Genomic DNA, 18,229 nt, shown 5'->3' with positions numbered 1-18,229 from the left:
ATTCGTCGTTGACCTACTTCGCCTCAACCTCGTGGCCGGTCACCTCGCCGAGTTTGGTGGTGACCTCCTGCCAGTCCTTGTCGCCGTAGTCGATGACGACGGTCGGGGCGATGTCGCTGAGCTGGTCGTAGATGGCGTTCGCTGAATCTTGGCCGGTCTTCGAGACCACGATGAGATCGGGTTCCTCGGCGAGCACGGCCTCGACATCGGGGTCGCCCTGATAGAGGGCCTTGACGTCCTTCTCCTTCGCGACGTCGCTCCACTGTGTGAAGAAGCCCTGGTCGTCGGCGACGGGAGAGTTGGGCATAGTGGCGCCGGAGGCAGTGACCGGTGCGTCAACGGCGAGGAGGCTGCCGGTGAGGGTCACCGAGGTGGAGACGATCGATTCGGGTGCCTCGTTGATGGTCACTTCGCGGCCGGTATCGTCCGTGATCGTCAGGGGCCATTGACCGTCGGCGGCGGCATTGCCGGATTCGGAGGAGCCGGACCCGCCGCAGGCGCTGAGGCTGAGGGCGGCGATGAGGGTGACTGCGGCAGATACGCGTGTGCTGCCGAGCTTGACGGGGGACATGGGGGCCTTACGAGAATGTTCGCTTGCTTAGATGAGCCTAACCTAAGTAGGCCCGGGAAACTGCATCGGTGGTGAGATTCTGCGGAAGGTGCGGCATGTCGATCGGGGGTGAACACTTAGGGTAGGCTCATCTTCGTGAAATCGACTCTGAAGAATCGGGCGGTCGCCGTGGCAGCCTCCGCTATGACCATTGCCCTGCTCGCTGCCGGCTGTGCCGCCGAGGACGACAAGGGTGCCGATGGCGACGTCGGCAACAAAGATGTCGCGACAGGAGGCGAGGCCTTCGGCACGGCTGATGAGGAGACTGCGAAGCTCGGCAGCGATGCCGAGGACGGGGTCTTCCCGCGGACGGTCAAGCATGCCAATGGCACCACGGAGATCGAGAAGAAGCCCGAGCGCGTCGTCGTTCTCGACACGGGAGAGCTAGACGATGTCCTATCGCTGGGCATCAAGCCCGTCGGCATGGTGACGACCGAAGGTGCCAGCCCGGTGCCGAGCTATCTCGAAGACCAGGTCAAGGGAGTCGAGACGGTCGGCACGATTCAGGAGCTTGATCTTGAGAAGATCGCCTCACTCGAGCCCGACCTCATCCTCGGCAGCCAACTGCGCGCCGACAAACTCTATGACGAACTCGACTCCATTGCCCCGACGGTGTTCTCGATTCGTCCCGGCTTCCCGTGGAAGGAGAACTTCCGCCTCGTCGGTGAGGCGATGGGCATGGAAGACGAGACGACGAATGAGCTTGAGGAATACGCTCGCGAGGCTGGGGAGCTCAAGGACTCCGTCGACGGCGACCCGACGATCTCGCTCGTGCGTTTCATGCCTGGCCGCCTCCGTCTGTACGCGAATCAGTCGCTCATCGGAGTCATCCTCCACGATGCCGGGTTCAAGCGTCCGAAGAACCAGGACGTCGACGAGCTCGCCGTCGAGATCTCCCCGGAGAACCTCGACCAGGCGGCCGGCGACTATGTCTTCTACACCAGCTACGGCGATCCGGAGGCGACCGGGGAGAAGAAGGCACTCGAATCGAGCCAATGGAAGGGTCTCGACGCGGTCAAGGACGGCAAGGTCATCCGCGTCAATGACGATGTCTGGTTCCTCGGCCTCGGTCCGACCGGGGCCGGTCAGATCCTCGACGATCTGGAGGACCACCTCGGCGAGTGAATCTCCGAGGGACTTCGCAGTGACGGCGAAGAAATCGCCTCTATGCTGACTCTCAATATCTGACTCGGAGAGGTCACCATGGGATCAGCAGTCCAGGCGAGAGGCGACGACGGGAGCGTCGGGCAGCTCGACCGTTACGCAGGAGAGCGCGAAGGCGGCGGCGCATCGGACGGTGCTGGTGCGACTCCTCTCATTGTCATCGCCGGGGTTCCCGGGGCGGGCAAGACGGAGGCGCTCAGAGTATTACGAGGCCGATCACCTCAGGTGCGGTCGGCGGACCCGGAGAACCTGCGACGTCGGCTGCGTCAGTGGATGCCGTGGTTGCCGTACGCGCTTGTCCGGCCGATTCTTCACACTATTGCCCATCTCTGCGTGCTCGCGCTCATGCTCAACAAGTGCGGCAGACCGCTGGTCATCCATGATCCGGGCACCCGCCGATGGAGTCGCCGACTCATTGTGGGCCTTGCAGGGATTCTCGGATATCGACCGATGATCGTCTTCATCGATACGGATCGAGAGTCCGCGCTTCGTGGTCAGGAGCAGCGGAAGAGGGTCGTGAGACGACGCGCCTTCGACCGTCATTGGAGGCGCTGGGTCGAGCTGCGCGAACGCGTCCTTCGTGGTGACAGCCTCGGTGACGGTGAGCCTTGGGGTCGTGTCGTGCTGTCGCATCGGGACGCTGTTGTCGATGATGTTCTCGGCCTGCTCGATGCCACAGCGGCTGTCTGAAAAGAAATCCTCTCCCGCCGGAATAAAACCATCCTCAGCAAAGTTGAGTCTGATGTACGCAACTTTGATGAGGCCGACTTGACGGTCGGAACCTCGAAGAGAATACTTGAGTCCGGTTGGCTCAATGTGTGCGGTCGAGTGGTTCTGACTCAAGAACCGGAGCCGCCCGATCGCACACATTCGAGTCGCATGAACTCACGATCTGTAAGGAGAGAAAACTATGGCACGTGCAGTCGGAATCGACCTCGGAACCACGAACTCCGTCGTCACCGTCCTCGAGGGCGGCGACCCGAAGGTCATCGCAAATGCGGAAGGCGGTCGCACAACCCCGTCCGTCGTCGCAGTCAACAAGAACGGCGACTCCCTCGTCGGTGAGATCGCCAAGCGCCAGGCCGTCACGAACATCAAGAACACAGTCGCATCGGTCAAGCGCCACATGGGCACCGATTGGTCCACCGAGATCGGCGGCAAGAAGATGACGGCCCCCGAGGTTTCGGCACGCATCCTCCAGAAGCTCAAGCACGACGCCGAAGAGTACCTGCAGGAGAAGGTCACCGACGCGGTGATCACCGTTCCCGCATACTTCAACGATGCTGAGCGCCAGGCAACCAAGGACGCCGGTGAGATCGCCGGCCTCAATGTCTCGCGCATCATCAACGAGCCCACCGCTGCCGCTCTTGCCTACGGCCTCGAGCGCGGCAAGGAAGACGAGCTCATCCTCGTCTTCGACCTCGGTGGCGGTACCTTCGACGTCTCCCTGCTGGAAGTCGGCAAGGACGAAGACGACTTCTCCACCATTCAGGTCCGTGCGACCTCCGGTGACAACCGCCTCGGCGGTGACGACTGGGATCAGCGCATCGTCGACTGGCTGGTCGAGCAGGTCAAGAACAACTACGGCGTGGACCTGACCAAGGATGCCACCGCTCTGCAGCGCCTCAAGGAAGCCGCAGAGCAGGCCAAGAAGGAACTGTCCTCGGCCACCAGCACGAACATCTCGCTGCAGTACCTGTCGATGAGCGAGAACGGACCCATCCACCTGGATGAGACCCTCACCCGTGCGAAGTTCGAGGACCTGACCAAGGACCTCCTCGAGCGCACCAAGGCTCCGTTCCACGCAGTCATGAAGGACGCCGGCGTCTCCGTCAGCGACATCGACCACGTCGTCCTCGTCGGCGGTTCGACCCGTATGCCCGGCGTCTCCGCCGTCGTCACCGAACTCACCGGAGGCAAGGAGCCCAACAAGGGCGTCAACCCCGATGAGGTCGTCGCCATCGGCGCCGCCGTCCAGGCCGGTGTCCTCGTGGGTGAGCGCAAGGACGTCCTGCTCATCGACGTCACCCCGCTCTCGCTCGGACTCGAGACCAAGGGCGGCGTGATGACCAAGCTCATCGAGCGCAACACTCCGATCCCGACCAAGCGTTCGGAGACTTTCACCACCGCTGAGGACAACCAGCCCTCCGTGTCGATCCAGGTATTCCAGGGTGAGCGTGAGTTCACTCGCGACAACAAGAACCTCGGCACCTTCGAGCTGACCGGCATCGCGCCGGCTCCGCGCGGTGTGCCGCAGATCGAGGTCGCCTTCGACATCGACGCCAACGGCATCGTCCACGTGTCGGCCACCGACAAGGGCACCGGCACCGAGCAGTCGATGACGATCACCGGCGGTTCCGCACTGCCGAAGGAAGACATCGACCGCATGGTCCGCGAGGCCGAGGAGCACGCTGAAGAGGACAAGAAGCGCCGTGAGGCTGCCGACGTCCGCAACAACGCGGAGAACCTCGCCTACCAGACCGAGAAGCTGCTGACCGACAACGCCGACAAGCTGCCGGAAGAGCTCAAGACCGAGATGCAGGGCGACGTCGACGCCGTCAAGGAAGCCCTCAAGGGTGAAGACGACGACGCCGTGAAGAGCGCCTACGACAAGCTCGTGGAGAACCAGCAGAAGATCGGCGAAGCCATCTACAGCCAGCAGGGCGGTGCCGAAGGCGCCGAAGCTGCCGGTGAGGGCGCAGCCGATGCAAGCGCCGACGACGATGTCGTCGACGCAGAAGTTGTCGACGAAGAGGATGAGGAGAAGAAGTAATGACTGCCGAGGGCAACGACAAGTCGTCCGAGGAGCCAGGCTTCACCTTCAGTGACAAGCGCCGGGTCGATCCGAACACCGGTGAGGTCCGTCCCGAGGCCGACGCCCAGTCGGCCTCGGCCGGGGCCGGCGAGGAGCCGACCGCGGACCCGAATGCCGAACAGGCTGCCGCGGCCGATGCCAGCGACCTCGGTGTGGACATCCCGTCCGATGCCTCGGGTCTCGAGGACATCGAGCCGGAGGCCGAGCCCGAACCGGGTTCGGAGGCAGCGGGATACCTGGCCGACCTCAAGCGCATCAACGCCGAATATGCGGCCTACCGGATGCGGGCCGACCGCGAACGTGAGCGTGCGGCACTCGGCGGCACGATCAAGGTGGTCGAGGCCCTGATTCCCGTGCTCGACGAGGTCAAGCTCGCTCGCGATAACGGCGATGTCACCGGGCCTTTCGAGACCCACGTGAACAAGCTGGTCGAATCGCTGAACAAGCTCGGCGTCGAGCAGTACGGAGAGGTCGGCGACGAGTTCGATCCGAACATCCACGAGGCGCTCATGCAGCAGCCTTCGGACGAGGTCGAGAATCCGACGCTCTTCCTGGTCATGCAGCCGGGCTACCGGATCGGGGAGCGCATCATCCGCGCCGCCCGCGTCGGTGTCCAGCAGCCGGAGGACTGAGCAGCGACCACGATCGCCGAGGCGGCCGCCCGCCCCGCACGCCGGTTCACCGACGTACGGGGCCGGGGAACCGCCTCGGCGGCGGTCCGGATCTTCGGGGCATCGCCCCGGGGATGCGGATTGTGAGAGGACAAGTGAATACCCTGATGACAGGATTGATTGGAAGGAAAGGAGGTGCCAGGTGAATACCGGACCTCAGAATGATTGGTTCGACAAGGACTTCTACAAAACCCTCGGCGTCTCCAAGGACGCTTCCGACGCCGAGATCAAGAAGGCCTATCGCAAGCTCGCGCGCAAGTATCACCCGGACGCCAACCCCGGTGATGAGAAGGCCGAGGAGAAGTTCAAGGAGATCGGCCAGGCCCACCAGGTGCTCTCCGACAAGGAGTCCCGGGCCCAGTACGATCAGGTCCGCGCCATGGGCGGCGGCGCCAGGTTCAGCGCCGGTTCCGGTGGACCCGGCGGGGCTGCCGGCGGCGGATTCGACGACGTGTTCTCCGACCTCTTCGGAGGCGGCGGACGTACGCGGACCCGCACGACCTACGGCGGTGGGGGAGACGTTCCCCCGGACCTGGCGGATCTGCTCGGCGGATTCGGTGGAGGTTTCGGCGGTGGCGGCGGATACGGCGGCTACCAGCCTCCGGTCAAGGGCGGCGACATCAAGTCGAGCACGACGCTGTCGTTCACCGAAGCCATCGACGGCGCCTCGGTGAAGCTGAACATGCCCGGCGGGAAGCCGCTGACCGTGCGCACCCCGATCGGGTCAAGGACGGGCAGAAGATCCGCCTGGCCGGCAAGGGCAAGACCAGCCCCAACGGCGGCGAGCCCGGTGATGTCATCCTCACCGTGCACGTGAGTCCGCACCCGGTCTTCACCCGCGATGGTGACAACCTGCGGATGGAACTGCCGATCAGCTTCGACGAGGCGGCCCTCGGCGCCGAGGTCAAGGTGCCGACCCTGGGCGGAATGCCCGTCAAGGTCAAGGTCGCACCGGGGACACCCTCGGGACGGACCCTGCGCGTGCGGGGCAAAGGTGTGAAGACGAAGAAGGGCTCCGGCGATCTGCTGGCGACAGTCGAGATCGTGGTGCCGAAGAATCTGTCCAAGGAAGCCAAGCAGGCAGTCGAGTCGTTCAAGGCCGCCACCGAAGGTGAGGATCCACGCGCCGACTTGCTGGACAAAGCCAAGGCCAGCTGAGGTGGTGAATCACATTGCACATTTCATCGAGTGCGGCGGTGTATGTCATCTCGGTGGCCGCGGATCTGGCGGGCATGCACCCGCAGACGCTGCGGCAGTATGACCGACTGGGTCTCGTCTCTCCGGAACGCACTGCGGGCCGGGGCCGGCGTTATTCCGGGAAGGACATCGCCAAGCTGCGACTGATCCAGCAGCTGTCGCAGGACGAGGGAGTCAACCTCGTCGGGATCAAGAAGATCATCGACCTGCAGAATCAGGTCGATGCGCTCAAGAGCCGCAACGAGGAGCTTGAGGACGAGGTTCGGGCACGCCGGTCGGCGCAGGAACGCGATGCGCGTGTCTTCGCGGCCGGAACCGTGGGCGGAGACGTCGTCTCGATCTCGAGGGGACGACGCCCACAGGGTCGCCCTGAGCCGGGAGCTCTGGTGCTGTACAACCGGTACCGACGCGGCTGATCCCGACGAGGCCCGACTGGGACGCTGAGAACAGCGTCGAGGCGGAGTGCGGACCGAACTTTCGGTGCGCACTCCGCCTTTTCGCGTTGCTCGACGAATCCAGTTCATTGCGGCGCAGAAAAGTACACGTGTTGTGCGACACTGACTCTGTGAACGAGAAAGAGAAGGTTCGACAGGTCGCCGACAGTGCCGATTCGGCGGCTCAGGAAGTCGCGGACAGCCGCTGGTTCGAGCGTGTGGCCCGCGCGGGCTTCATTGCCAACGGGTTGGTCCATGCGATCCTCGGTGCGACGGCCGTGACGATCGGCCTGGGGCAGGGCGGCGAAGCCGACCAGGCGGGAGCGGTCGGACAGATCGCTTCACAGCCCTTCGGCCTGGTGCTGATCGTGATCTGCTTCCTCGGCTGTGCGCTGATGGCGTTGTGGTGCTTGGTCAACGCGTTCTTCGGTGCGTCGTCGCTGCGCGGTGCCGGAACTCGCGACCCGGAGGAGAAGCAGGGGAGGAAACAGTGGATCGACTTCTTCTCGACGGTCGGTTCTGCCATTGCCTATGTGGTGGTTGCCGCGACCTTCTCCCAGTTCGTCTTCGGCGGAGGATCGGACTCGGGCAAAGCGAGCTCACAGGCCTCGACGACCGTGGCGAAGGCCCCGGGCGGACTGTATATCCTCATGGCTGCCGGCGCCGTGATTGCGCTCATCGGCATCGTGTTCTGTATCAATGGTCTGCGCCGGAAGTGGAAAGATGAACTTGGTCGGCCGCGCAGCGCGTTCACCCGCTTCCTCGTCGGGTTCACCGGTGTTGTCGGGTATCTGGGCAAAGGTGCGACGCTGCTGTCGGTGGGCATCCTCATCGTGGTGTCTGCGGCGACCGGTGATCCGGAGGAGTTCACTGGTATCGACGGTGCGCTCAAGGGCATGCGCGATCAGCCGTTCGGGCCGTACCTGCTGTTGGCGGTGGGCTTGGGCCTGGTCCTCTACGGAGTCTTCCTCGCCCTGCGCTCTAGGTACGACCGCATGGATTGAGCAGTCTTCTGATTCGTCTGCTTCGCTGCAGCACAGAGAAGAAGGGCGCGAACCCGGTTGGGTTCGCGCCCTTTTCGACTCACGCCCAGCTCAGTCGAGCCAGCACGCTCTCAGGTCAGTCGCTCTCAGATCTCTGCGGGATCCTGGGCGACCTTCTTGCGACGCATGGTCATGGCGACCGCGACCCCACCGATGAGGAGGAGGCCGGCGCCGCCGACGAGGCCGGTCAGCTCGGTACCGGTGCGGGGCAGGTCGCCCCCGTTGCCGGCATCTCCGTTGTCGCCATCTTCGCTTCCGCCGTTGCCGTCTTCATTGCCGTCGCCGCCACCAGCGTTGGGGTCTTCCTCGACCGAGAAGTCACCGGTCAGTTCGTCATCGCCGCAGGTGACGGTGACGTCGTAATCGCCGACGTAAGCCGAGGCGTTGGAAGCGCTGGTGCCGTAGACGTTGACGTTGGCCTTGCCCTCGTCGTCAGCCTGGACGGTCTTGTCGAAGGCGGTGACGCTCGACTCGCCCTTGGGGTTGACGAGGAAGCGGACGTCTTCACCGGGTTCGCAGCTCTCGACGGCGAGGGTGACGCCCTTGTCTTCCTGGACGAAGTCAGCAGGCGTGATCGACTCGGGGGAGACGGTCAGCTTGGCTTCTTCGACCGGAGCGGATGGCTCTTCGGTCTCGTCTTCGGTGATGGTGAAGTCCTGAGCCGGGGACCTGGTCTCGGCTTCGGGGTCGAATGCCCAGACTGAGTAGTCGCCGGCGGGGAGGTCGCCATCGCCTTCGAACTTCAGTGTTGTGGAGAACTTTCCTTCGTCGTCAGTCGTGATTTGCTTGGTGGCGAAGGGCGACTGTGCGTTTCCACCGACGACGTTGATTGCGGCATCCGGAGCGAATCCTTCACCGGTGACCTTGACACCGTTCTCCGCAAACTCGCTCTCCGTGAACTTGTCGGCGTTGAGCGAGACCTTCGGGTCGACCTCGGGAGCCTCGGGCTCGTCTGTGTCGTCGACGACGGAGAAGCTCAGCCCGTCATAGGTGCGCTCCTCGCCATCGCGAGTGATCGTGACGGAGAAATCGACCGTACCGTTCGAGATGTCCTCGGCGGGCTGAGTGGAGTAGATGTTGTATTCGAAGGTATCGCCCTCAGCAGTTCCAGCTTCGCCGGTGAGCGAATCCGAGATCTTGTCTCCGGCTTCAAGGCCGGTGATCGTGACGACGATTCCCTCTTCCTTGTTGGCGAGATCTTCGGCGGTGATTTCCTTGGGGGAGGTCGTCACCTTCGCCTCGATAGCCTGTGCTTCAGACGGAGTGCTCTCCTGGGCATCGCCGGAGTTCTTGACGACAGTGTGCGCGTAGCTGTCCGAGCTTGGAGCAGCGATGACTGGGGATGCAGCCAGGCCGGTGATGGCGATGGCCACCGCGGGTGCGAGGGCGAGCTTCTTCATGTATTTCCTTAGAAAATTACAGCTGGGTGTGAAGTATTACGAATGTAACAGTAATGCAACATTCACCACACGCATAGTTGTGTTCGTTTTGTTCAGCACTGACTTCGGCCCCGTCGCAGAGTTCATTGTCCATTCACCTGGGAGCACCGATTCGTCTCAGACGGCAGAACAGACGAAGGGGCGGCTCAGCGTGTGCTGAGCCGCCCCTCCGAATCGATCCAGGCTGTCCGCCTGGCTCGGATCAGAAGCTCGTAGGAGTCTGTCCGAATTTGTTCTTGCGGCCGGTCAGTGCGATCGCTGCACCACCGACGAGGAGAAGCAGGGCTCCCGTCGTCAGCCCGCCGAGGTCGGCACCGGTGCGAGGCAGCTGGCTGCCGTCGTCTCCACCGTTGCCGGCATTTCCGTTGTCGCCGCCTCCGGAGCCGCCGCCGTTGGCACCTTCGGTGACCGTGAAGGAGTCCTTCATGGTGTCATCGCCGCAGGTCGCGGTTGCGGTGTAAGCACCGACATAGGCGGAGACATCCGATGAGGTGCCGAAGACGTTGACCGAGGCATTGCCTTCGTCGTCAGCCGTGACGGTGTTCTCGTAGGCCGTGACGTTGATGCCCTTCGGGTTGACTTCGAAGTGGACATCGGCGCCGGGCTCGCAGTTCTCGACGGCGAGGGTGACGCCCTTCTTCTCATTGGCGAAGTCCGCCGCCTCGATCGTCTTCGGCGAAACCGTGAAGGAAGCCTCGGCTGGAGCTTCGGTCTCGCCATCGTCTCCGTCGTCGCTGTCATCCTTGCCGTCGTCATTGCCGTCTTCGTTGCCGTCGTCCCCGTCGTCTTCGCCGACAACGTTGATGGTGCCGTTGAGGGTCTCCGACTCGGTGCCTTCGCGGTCGATGGTGACAGTGAATGGCACCTCGCCGACCTCGAGGTTCGCGGGGTCGCCCTCGTACCAGAGGTGGAGCTCGTAGTCGCCGTCAGCTTCTGCGGTCTCAGTCTCGCCGGTGAGCGAGTCCTTGATCTTGTCGCCCTTCTTCACGCCGGAGACAGTGACCGTCAAGCCCTTGTCCCTGTTGGCGAGATCCTCGGCGGTGATCTCCTTGGGTTCGACCTTCAGTGAGGCATCGATCGGATCGACAGCGTCGTCTTCGGTGATGGTGAGGTCCTGAGCCGGGGAGTTGGTTTCGGACTCCTGGTCGACGCCCCAGACGGAGTAATCGCCGGCCGGAAGTGCTTCGTCGCCCTCGAACTTCAGGGTTGCGGAGATCTCGCCGTCGGCGTTGGCTTCGACTTCCTGGGTCGCGAAGGGCGACGTTGCGTTGCCGCCGACGACGGTGACCTTGCTGTTCGGGGTGAAGCCCTCACCGGTGACCTCGATGCCGTTCTCGTCGAAATCGCTCTGCGAGATCTCGGTGGTGTTGAGCGAGACCGTCGGTTCGGGCTCTGCCTGAGCATCGACCTCGGCGGCGCCGGTGAGGGTCTTGGTGTCGGCGTCTTCCCGCTCTACCTGGACTGCGAAGGAAACCGACTCCTGCGAGACCTCAGAGGCGGAACGCAGCTTCATCGTCGCGGTCGAACCCTGAGCGGTGACGGCCGGGCCGGTCAGGCCGGACTTGGCGGCGACCTTGTCGCCCTTCTCCAGGCCGGTGACCTTGACGGTCACGCCGTCCTCGTGGAGCTCCGCGGCGGTGACTTCACCCGAGGTCACCTGCACCGAGGCGTTGATCGGGTTGGCCTCGTCCTCGGACTTATCGTCCTTGGCGTCCTTATCCTCGTCCTTGGGGGCAGGAGCGGGCTTCGGCTCGACCTTCTTCGGAGGCTTCTTTGCCTCGCCCTTCTTCTTCTCAGCGGCCTTCTTGGCAGCCTCGGCCTTTTCCTTGGCCTTCTTCTCGGCTGCCGCCTTCTCTGCGGCTGCCTTCTCCTCGGCTTCAGCCTTCTCAGCCGCGGCCTTCTTGGCCTCTTCCTTCTTCTTGGCTTCGGCCTTTTCGGCTTCAACCTTCTTCTGCTCGGCCTTCTGTGCGGAGGCCGACTGGGCGGACGTCGATTCCGCGGCAGCGACCGGGCTTGCGACAAGACCGGTGAACGCGAGCGCGACTGCCGGCGCGAGGATGATCTTCTTCATTGGAGTGCCTTCAATCTCTGTGGCGAGGGGTGTGATACGGCACTCATCCTAGGTTCTAAGGGTTTTCCAAACTATTTCTGTACGTTTTGTTCAGGTTTAAAAGCGGTAACACTTAGGTGAATTCCTTTAACCGTTTCGTGACCTACTCGGCGGTAAAAGCATGAGCGTCAGTGCCTCCTCGGCGAAAGGAGGCGTCGGCCGCTCGAATTCAGCGGTTCCGAACTAGACCGGCCACGCCTCGGCGCGGATCTGCTTGCGCTGTTCGACGGTGGGCACGCGGACGGTCAGGGCGGAGGGGTCGACCTCCATCTCGAGATAGGACGACTGACCCAGCGGGTCTCCGTCGATCTGGATATCGACCTCGTCACCGGCTTCGATGACGACCTTTCGGCACTTCCGGATGTTCGTGTGCAGCCCGCGCGAGGCCCGACGGCCGGCGATCGATGCAAGCACGCCGAGCCACTGACCGAGGTTCTTCGGGCTGACGATGAGCACGTCGAGCATGCCGTCGTCGATGACCGCCTGCGGCAGCAGCTGGATGCCTCCCTGCAATCGGCCGCAGTTGCCGCCGAGCACCGAACGCACCCTGGCCGAGATCCGATATTCGTCGTCGAACGTGACCTTGACATGACTGGGTTTGCCGGTGAGCTTCCGTGATCCCGCTTCGACGTAGGCGAGCCATCCGAGGCGGGCCTTGAGATCGTCGTTGGTATCGGCCATGACCGCAGCATCGAAGCCGAGTCCGGTCATCACGGTGAAGACATGGGTATCGCCGTCGGGGGCGATCTTCGCCGTCCCCACGTCGATCTCCCGGTTGCGTCCCCACAGAGCGATCCGCAGGGCCCACTCCGTCTTGTCGAGGACGAGATCGATATTGCGGGCGAGCAGATTCCCGGTTCCCAACGGCACGATCCCCAGCGGGGTGGAGGTTCCTGCCAGCGCCGAGGCGACCGCGCGGATGGTGCCGTCCCCACCAGCGGCGATGACGACGTCGACCCCGTCGTCGAGGGCACGGGCCGTGGCACCTTCGCCGGAATCGTTGGGCGTGGTCTCGAGCACGAGGGGAGGGTTCCACCCCTCGTAACGACAGATCGCCTCGGCGGTGGCAGCCAATTTGTGCACATCGGTCTTCGTGGGGTTGACAATGAGCGCGGCACGGTATCGGGCCGCATCATCGACCGCCTCGTCGGAGAGGTTCGGCGGGTGGGCGTAGCGTCTCATCGTATTGAGCGTGCGTCGCACGCCGTAGCGGCGGCCGGTGAGGAACGCGGCCACGAGCACGGCGAGGGCACCGATGACGATGACCCAGGTCATCAGGGGGTCCAACTCGATGATCATGTCCCAAATCTACCGCGTCGAAGTAGTGCGCAGGCTGAGTGCCGAATGTCGAAAACACGCCCGGCCCGTTAAGCTGAGAGGGTGATCGATCTAGCGCTTCTCAGAGACAACCCGGCCCTGTTCAAGGCATCGCAGGAGGCTCGCGGGGCATCCGTCGAGCTCATCGACGAAGTCATCGCCGCCGATTCCGCTCGTCGTGCGGCCATCACCGCCTTCGAAGACGCTCGTGCGGATCAGAAGTCGTTCTCCTCCCAGATCGCGAAGGCGTCGAAGGAGGACAAGCCGGCGCTCATCGCCGAGGGCAAGGCGAAGTCCGAGGCAGTGAAGTCACTGTCGGCCGAGTCCGAAGAAGCCACTTTCGCCTTCGACCAGCTCGTGTCGAAGGTCCCGAACCTCATCATCGACGGCATCCCTGCCGGCGGCGAAGAGAACTTCGTGACGCTCAAGACCGTCGGCGAGCCCCGCGACTTCACCCCTGACGGCTTCGAACCGCTCGATCACCTCGAGATCGGCGAGAAGCTGAAGGCCATCGACACGCAGCGGGGAACGAAAGTCTCCGGATCGCGTTTCCACTACCTCACCGGTTTCGGCGCGAAGCTGGAGATGGCTCTGCTCAACCTCGCCCGCGACGTCGCCGAGGAGGCCGGGTTCAGCCCGACCATCACCCCGACCCTCGTTCGTCCCGAGGTCATGCGCGGCACCGGGTTCCTCGGTGAGCACGCCGATGAGGTGTACCGTCTCGAAGCCGACGACCTGTTCCTCGTCGGCACCTCCGAGGTGCCCCTGGCCGGATACCACATGGACGAGATCATCGACCTCTCCGACGGCCCGCTGCGCTACGCTGGCATCTCCTCCTGCTACCGTCGCGAGGCCGGCTCCTACGGCAAGGACACCCGCGGAATCATCCGCGTCCACCAGTTCCAGAAGGTCGAGATGTTCGCCTACGTCCCGGTCGAGGACGCCGAAGCAGAACACGAGCGGATGCTGTCCCTGCAGGAGAAGATGCTCGGACTGTGCGAGCTGCCCTACCGGGTCATCGATACCGCTGCCGGCGACCTCGGTGATTCGGCCGCCCGCAAGTTCGACTGCGAAGCCTGGGTGCCGACTCAGGGCACCTACCGCGAGCTGACCTCGACGTCGAACTGCACGACGTTCCAGGCCCGTCGCCTGCAGATCCGCGAACGCCGCGACGGATCGACCCGCCCCGTCGCCACCCTCAACGGAACCATGGCCAACACCCGCTGGCTGGTGCCGATCCTCGAGAACCATCAGCAGGCGGACGGCTCGGTCACGGTGCCCGAAGCACTGCGGCCCTACCTCGGCGGGATGACCGCACAGGGACCGGAAGGACCGCGCTACTGAGCCTGTGCCGGGACGCGGGGCACTGACCGTGCTGCGGAACTCGGCGGGACTCGGTTGGGTTCGGTCGCCTCGGCGCCGGGAAGAACGACGACAAGAAGATATACGCATACGTTGGGAGACACATTGACCCCGCACCTCATCGCACTCGATGTCGACGGCACGATCGTCGGCTACGACGGAACCCTGTCGGAGTCGGTGAAGCAGGTGCTCGATCGGCTCGCCGAGGAGGGGCACCACCTTGTGATCTCCACCGGCCGTGCCCTGCCGGGCGCGCTTGAGGTCGTCCATGCGCTCGACCTCAAGCACGGCTTCATCGTGTGCTCGAACGGATCCGTCGTCGCCCGCCTCGACCCGGAGCTGCCGTTGGGGTGGGAGCTGCACCATGTCGTGTCCTTCGACCCGAAAGATGCGCTCGAGCAGATGCACGCGGCGCTGCCGACGGCGCTGTTCCTCGTCGAGGATCCGGACCTGCACCGATGGGCGTCCGGGGCGTTCCCGGTCGGCGAACTCGCCGAGTCCGACACCCTCGACATCGTCGACTTCGATGAACTGCTGACCAAGCGGGCCACCCGCATCGTCATGCGCGAGGTCAACGGCACCGCCGAGGAGTTCGCTGCCGCCGTGGACTCGCTCGGACTGCATGAGGTCAGCTATTCGGTGGGCTGGAGCAACTGGCTCGACATCGCCCCGGACGGGGTCTCGAAGGCCAGCGGTCTGGAGATCGTGGCCGAGGAACTCGGAGTCAAGCACGCCCACACCGTGGGAGCCGGAGACGGACTCAACGACCTCGAGATGATCGAATGGGTCGAACACGGAATCGTCATGGGCCAGTCGAAGGACGAGCTCAAGGTGCTCGCGAGCGTGGTCACCGACTCGATCGACGACGACGGCCTCGCCGTGGCTCTGGTCGACTACTTCGGCATGGACACCGCACTCCTCGAAGCAGAGGGCACCACGAACACCCGCCCCTAATTACTACCTGACGGCGGCCCAGCAACCTCGCGCGAGGTTGCTGGGCCGCCGTCACGTAGTAATTAGGAGTCGTTGGGGCGGGAGTCTAAGACGGCGTCGAGGTAGCGGGCGACTCCGTCGTCGTCGACTTCGTCGGTGACTGCCGCGGCGATCGCCTTGACCGAACCCAGTGCATTGCCCATCGCGACTCCGTGCCCGGCCCACGACAGCATCTCGATGTCATTGGGCATATCTCCGAACGCCATCACCTGCGCCCGCGCCACTCCGAGGAGGTCGCACAGATCCGACAGAGTCTTCGCCTTCGTGATTCCATGCGGTGCCAGTTCGACGAGCCCGTTGTCCGGCTCGGAGAACGAGGCATGACATGTGCCGTCGACGAGCGGATCGATGAGGTCGTGCATCGCCTGCGAATCGTTCGTCTCCAGACGCACGAGCACCTTGACGACGTCCTCTCCGGCGAGTTCGGAGACATCGTCGATGATCCGGGCCTCACGCGGTCGGCCGGTGACGAACTCCCGGTCGATGAAACCGCCGTTGAGAGTCTCGTAGGCGAACCGAGCCTCGGGATGATCGACGCGGACCGCCGCGGTGATCTCCGCCAGCGTCTGTGCGTCGATGGTGTGGGCGTCGACGATGGACTGGGAGGCGATGTCGTAGACGACCGCACCGTTGACGCACACCACCCGACCGAGATCGGGGATCTGCTCGGCGATCGGCGCCAACCACCGCATCGGCCGCCCTGTGACGAGGACGAAGGGGATTCCCGCATCCTGGCAACGGTGGATCGCATCGATCGTGGCCGTCGATATCGGCTTCCAGTTCAGCAGCAGAGTGCCGTCGATATCGCTGGCGACGAGGCCGAGGTCAAAGTCATCCGGCGGCAGGATATCGGGGCTGATGGGAGGTCTCATGATGCCTCCACCCTAGCGAGAATCTCCCGCGCCCGCCCCAGCAGCTCCTCGGCATCCGTGATGAACCGAACCGTGGCCTCCGCACTCGAATCGATCGACCGTCCCGATGGCCCGTCCGACCGTGCCATCGACGCCGCGAGCACTGCTTCGCCGACCTTCGACGAGGCCTTCGTCAGCAGCTCCGGTGCGTCGCCGACGGCCTGCCGAACGGGTCCCGGCACCACCTGGCCGGTGACGGGATGGCGGGTGTGCAGGGTCGCGGTGAGGTCGTCGACGACGTCGACGAGTGCGTTGAGCCGGTGGGTGCCGTCGACGATGGCGTCGATCGGATCCTTCGCCGAGGCGGCCGTGGCCTCGCCGTCGGTTGATCCCGCCGAGGCGGCTGACGAGGTGGTGCTGTCACCGGAGTCCCGTGCTTCGTGGAGGGCCACCGCGGTGGTGTAGTACCGGTCGACGGCGCGGATGAAGCGGTCGCGGTTATGGCGCCACAGACCGGTGCCGAACCGGTCATCGTCCTTGACCGCGGTCGTCGCCTTCTTGCGCAGACCGGAGAAGAAGCGCTTCACAGATAGTTGCCGGTGCCGCGATCGTCGCGGTCCGACTTCGTCTTCTCGCCGGGCTGCCCGTCAGCCGGCGTCATTCCGGGCGGCACCATTCCCGGAGGCAGTTGGCCGCGACCGGCCATCTGCTGGGCCATAGCCTGCTGGGCCATGATCGCGGTCTGGATGCCGTGGAAGAGACCCTCGAGCCAGCCGACGAGCTGGGCCTGGGCGATCCGCAGCTCCGAGGTCGTCGGGGGACCGTCGGCCGAGTCGAAGGGCAGGTCGAGGCGTTCGAGCTCCTCGATGAGATCCTTCGACAGGCCCTCTTCGAGTTCGTCGATGGACCGACGGTGGATCTCGGCGAGACGTTCGCGTCCCTTCTCATCGAGCTCGGTGCCGCGGACTTCGTCGAGCAGCTGCTTGACCATGGTGCCGATGCGCATCACCTTCGCCGGTGACGAGACATCCGCCTGATCGTGCTGCGGCTTGGCGAGGCCGGCCTGCACTCCGTCGGCGTTCGACACACCGTTCGCGTTCTCCGCCTCGTGTGTGTTCGCAGCATCCGCGGTGCCCGTCGCGTCCGAGCCGCTCTGGACGCCGTCCGCGGACACGGGATTCTCAGTCATTGGTCATGCACCTTCCTCATCGACGATGAGCAGAACCTTGCCGATGTTCGTCCCGTCCTCGAGCGTCTGATGGGCACGGACGACGTCGGTCAACGGCATAGCTTCATGGATGATGGGGCGGATGTCTCCTGAGATCACGGCCGGCCACAGCTGCTCGGCTACCTCGGCGACGATGGCGATCTTCTGGTCCTTCGGCCGCGCCCGCAGAGTCGTGGCGGAGACTGACTTGCGCGGCTGCATGAGCCAGCCGAGGTTGATCTCGGTCTTCGTTCCGCCCTGCATGCCGATGATGACGAGGCGGCCGTCGGTGCCCAGAGCCTTGATATTGCGCTCGAGGTACTTCGCGCCGATGATGTCGAGGATGACATCGGCGCCGGTCGACCCGTCGTCGTGGGTGCAGATCTCGCGGACGCGGTCGACGAAGTCCTCTTCGCGGTAGTTGATGACGGCGTCGGCACCGAGTTCGCGGCAGAATTCGGCCTTCTTCTCGGAGCCGACGGTCACGACGATCTTCACGCCGAGGTGGCGCGCGATCTGGATGGCGGCCGTGCCGATGCCGGACCCGCCGCCGTGGACGAGCAGCCATTCGCCGGCCTGCACCTGCCCGCGGCCGACGATGTTCGACCAGACGGTCGACAGCACCTCGGGCAGGGCGGCCGCCTCGGTGAGGTCGAAGTCATCGGGAACGGGAAGCAGCTGACCTGCGGGAACGGGAACGTACTCGGCGTATCCGCCGCCTGAGAGCAGAGCCGCCACCCGGTCGCCGACGGACCAGCCGGTGACGTCGGCGCCGAGCCTCTCGATCGTGCCGGAGACCTCGAGTCCGGGAATCTCGGTGGCCCCGGGCGGGGGATCGTAGAATCCCCGTCGCTGCAGCAGGTCGGCTCGATTGACGCCGGCGGCATGGACGCGGACGAGGACCTCATCGGCGGCGATGTCGGGAGTCGGTTCGTCGGTGACCTGCAGGACCTCGGGGTCACCGGGGGAGGAGATCGTGATAGCGCGCATGCGTCCACTCTAGTAGCTGGGCGCGC

General features: G+C 64.3%; 16 protein-coding genes and 1 pseudogene. 9 read left to right on the top strand and 8 right to left on the bottom strand.

Annotation, left to right across the window (positions count from 1 at the left end; genetic code table 11):
* Positions 1-13: 13 nt before the first annotated feature.
* Positions 14-571: a Fe2+-enterobactin ABC transporter substrate-binding protein gene (gene fepB / locus LJ362_RS14885; protein ID WP_264799801.1), complete on the bottom strand. Its 558-nt coding sequence runs from the start codon at positions 569-571 to the stop codon at positions 14-16.
* Positions 572-754: 183 nt separating this feature from the next.
* Between fepB and LJ362_RS14880 the strand changes: the two genes are divergently transcribed.
* The 7 genes and pseudogenes from LJ362_RS14880 (at position 755) to LJ362_RS14850 (ending at position 7,895) form a co-directional block, all read left to right on the top strand.
* On the top strand, positions 755-1,735 hold the full coding sequence (locus LJ362_RS14880; protein ID WP_413774259.1) for an ABC transporter substrate-binding protein: 981 nt from the start codon (positions 755-757) through the stop codon (positions 1,733-1,735).
* A gap of 78 nt (positions 1,736-1,813) precedes the next feature.
* Entirely contained in the window at positions 1,814-2,464 is a 651-nt protein-coding gene (locus LJ362_RS17135; RefSeq protein ID WP_413774213.1) for an AAA family ATPase, read from the top strand.
* A gap of 220 nt (positions 2,465-2,684) precedes the next feature.
* Positions 2,685-4,547, top strand: coding sequence for a molecular chaperone DnaK (dnaK, locus tag LJ362_RS14870; RefSeq protein WP_062241054.1), 1,863 nt, complete (start codon positions 2,685-2,687; stop codon positions 4,545-4,547).
* Complete coding sequence (locus LJ362_RS14865) at positions 4,547-5,221, top strand: nucleotide exchange factor GrpE (protein WP_139467937.1); 675 nt, start codon at positions 4,547-4,549, stop codon at positions 5,219-5,221. Before dnaK ends, LJ362_RS14865 begins: the two co-directional genes overlap by 1 nt.
* Positions 5,222-5,402: 181 nt before the next feature.
* Positions 5,403-6,418, top strand: a pseudogene (locus LJ362_RS14860) (DnaJ C-terminal domain-containing protein).
* A gap of 38 nt (positions 6,419-6,456) precedes the next feature.
* Positions 6,457-6,873, top strand: coding sequence for a heat shock protein transcriptional repressor HspR (locus LJ362_RS14855; RefSeq protein WP_280512731.1), 417 nt, complete (start codon positions 6,457-6,459; stop codon positions 6,871-6,873).
* A gap of 149 nt (positions 6,874-7,022) precedes the next feature.
* Positions 7,023-7,895: a DUF1206 domain-containing protein gene (locus LJ362_RS14850; RefSeq protein ID WP_264799798.1), complete on the top strand. Its 873-nt coding sequence runs from the start codon at positions 7,023-7,025 to the stop codon at positions 7,893-7,895.
* Between the two features lie 125 nt (positions 7,896-8,020).
* On the opposite strand, the gene LJ362_RS14845 is transcribed toward LJ362_RS14850, so the two are convergent.
* The 3 genes from LJ362_RS14845 to LJ362_RS14835 form a co-directional block, all read right to left on the bottom strand.
* A complete protein-coding gene (locus LJ362_RS14845) occupies positions 8,021-9,334 on the bottom strand; it encodes a lipoprotein 17-related variable surface protein (protein ID WP_264799797.1) in 1,314 nt (437 codons plus the stop codon).
* Positions 9,335-9,575: 241 nt separating this feature from the next.
* Complete coding sequence (locus tag LJ362_RS14840; RefSeq protein WP_264799796.1) at positions 9,576-11,444, bottom strand: hypothetical protein; 1,869 nt, start codon at positions 11,442-11,444, stop codon at positions 9,576-9,578.
* Between the two features lie 222 nt (positions 11,445-11,666).
* Positions 11,667-12,782 (bottom strand): diacylglycerol/lipid kinase family protein, encoded by a 1,116-nt coding sequence (locus LJ362_RS14835; protein WP_264799795.1) that lies wholly within the window; start codon positions 12,780-12,782, stop codon positions 11,667-11,669.
* An 81-nt stretch (positions 12,783-12,863) separates the two neighbouring features.
* On the opposite strand from LJ362_RS14835, the gene serS reads away from it, so the two are divergent.
* Both serS and LJ362_RS14825 read left to right on the top strand, forming a co-directional pair.
* Positions 12,864-14,144: a serine--tRNA ligase gene (gene serS, locus LJ362_RS14830; protein WP_264799794.1), complete on the top strand. Its 1,281-nt coding sequence runs from the start codon at positions 12,864-12,866 to the stop codon at positions 14,142-14,144.
* A 111-nt stretch (positions 14,145-14,255) separates the two neighbouring features.
* Positions 14,256-15,116: an HAD family hydrolase gene (locus tag LJ362_RS14825; RefSeq protein ID WP_264799793.1), complete on the top strand. Its 861-nt coding sequence runs from the start codon at positions 14,256-14,258 to the stop codon at positions 15,114-15,116.
* A 62-nt stretch (positions 15,117-15,178) separates the two neighbouring features.
* Here the strand turns inward: LJ362_RS14825 and LJ362_RS14820 are convergent, their stop codons facing one another.
* Genes LJ362_RS14820 through LJ362_RS14805 form a run of 4 tightly spaced genes read right to left on the bottom strand, consistent with a single transcriptional unit; the run spans position 15,179 to position 18,203 of the window.
* The gene (locus LJ362_RS14820; protein ID WP_264799792.1) at positions 15,179-16,027 is read right to left on the bottom strand and encodes an HAD family hydrolase; all 849 of its coding nucleotides are present in this window, start codon (positions 16,025-16,027) and stop codon (positions 15,179-15,181) included.
* A complete protein-coding gene (locus LJ362_RS14815) occupies positions 16,024-16,593 on the bottom strand; it encodes a hypothetical protein (protein WP_264799791.1) in 570 nt (189 codons plus the stop codon). Before LJ362_RS14815 ends, LJ362_RS14820 begins: the two co-directional genes overlap by 4 nt.
* The gene (locus LJ362_RS14810) at positions 16,590-17,195 is read right to left on the bottom strand and encodes a bacterial proteasome activator family protein (RefSeq protein WP_264799790.1); all 606 of its coding nucleotides are present in this window, start codon (positions 17,193-17,195) and stop codon (positions 16,590-16,592) included. Before LJ362_RS14810 ends, LJ362_RS14815 begins: the two co-directional genes overlap by 4 nt.
* A 3-nt stretch (positions 17,196-17,198) precedes the next feature.
* A complete protein-coding gene (locus LJ362_RS14805; protein ID WP_264799789.1) occupies positions 17,199-18,203 on the bottom strand; it encodes an NAD(P)H-quinone oxidoreductase in 1,005 nt (334 codons plus the stop codon).
* Positions 18,204-18,229 lie beyond the last annotated feature (26 nt).

Source organism: Brevibacterium sp. JSBI002 (genome assembly GCF_026013965.1).
In the GTDB taxonomy this organism is placed as follows: domain Bacteria; phylum Actinomycetota; class Actinomycetes; order Actinomycetales; family Brevibacteriaceae; genus Brevibacterium.
The sequence above is the reverse complement of the archived record's forward strand: the minus strand, read 5'-3'. Positions and strand labels throughout refer to the sequence as shown.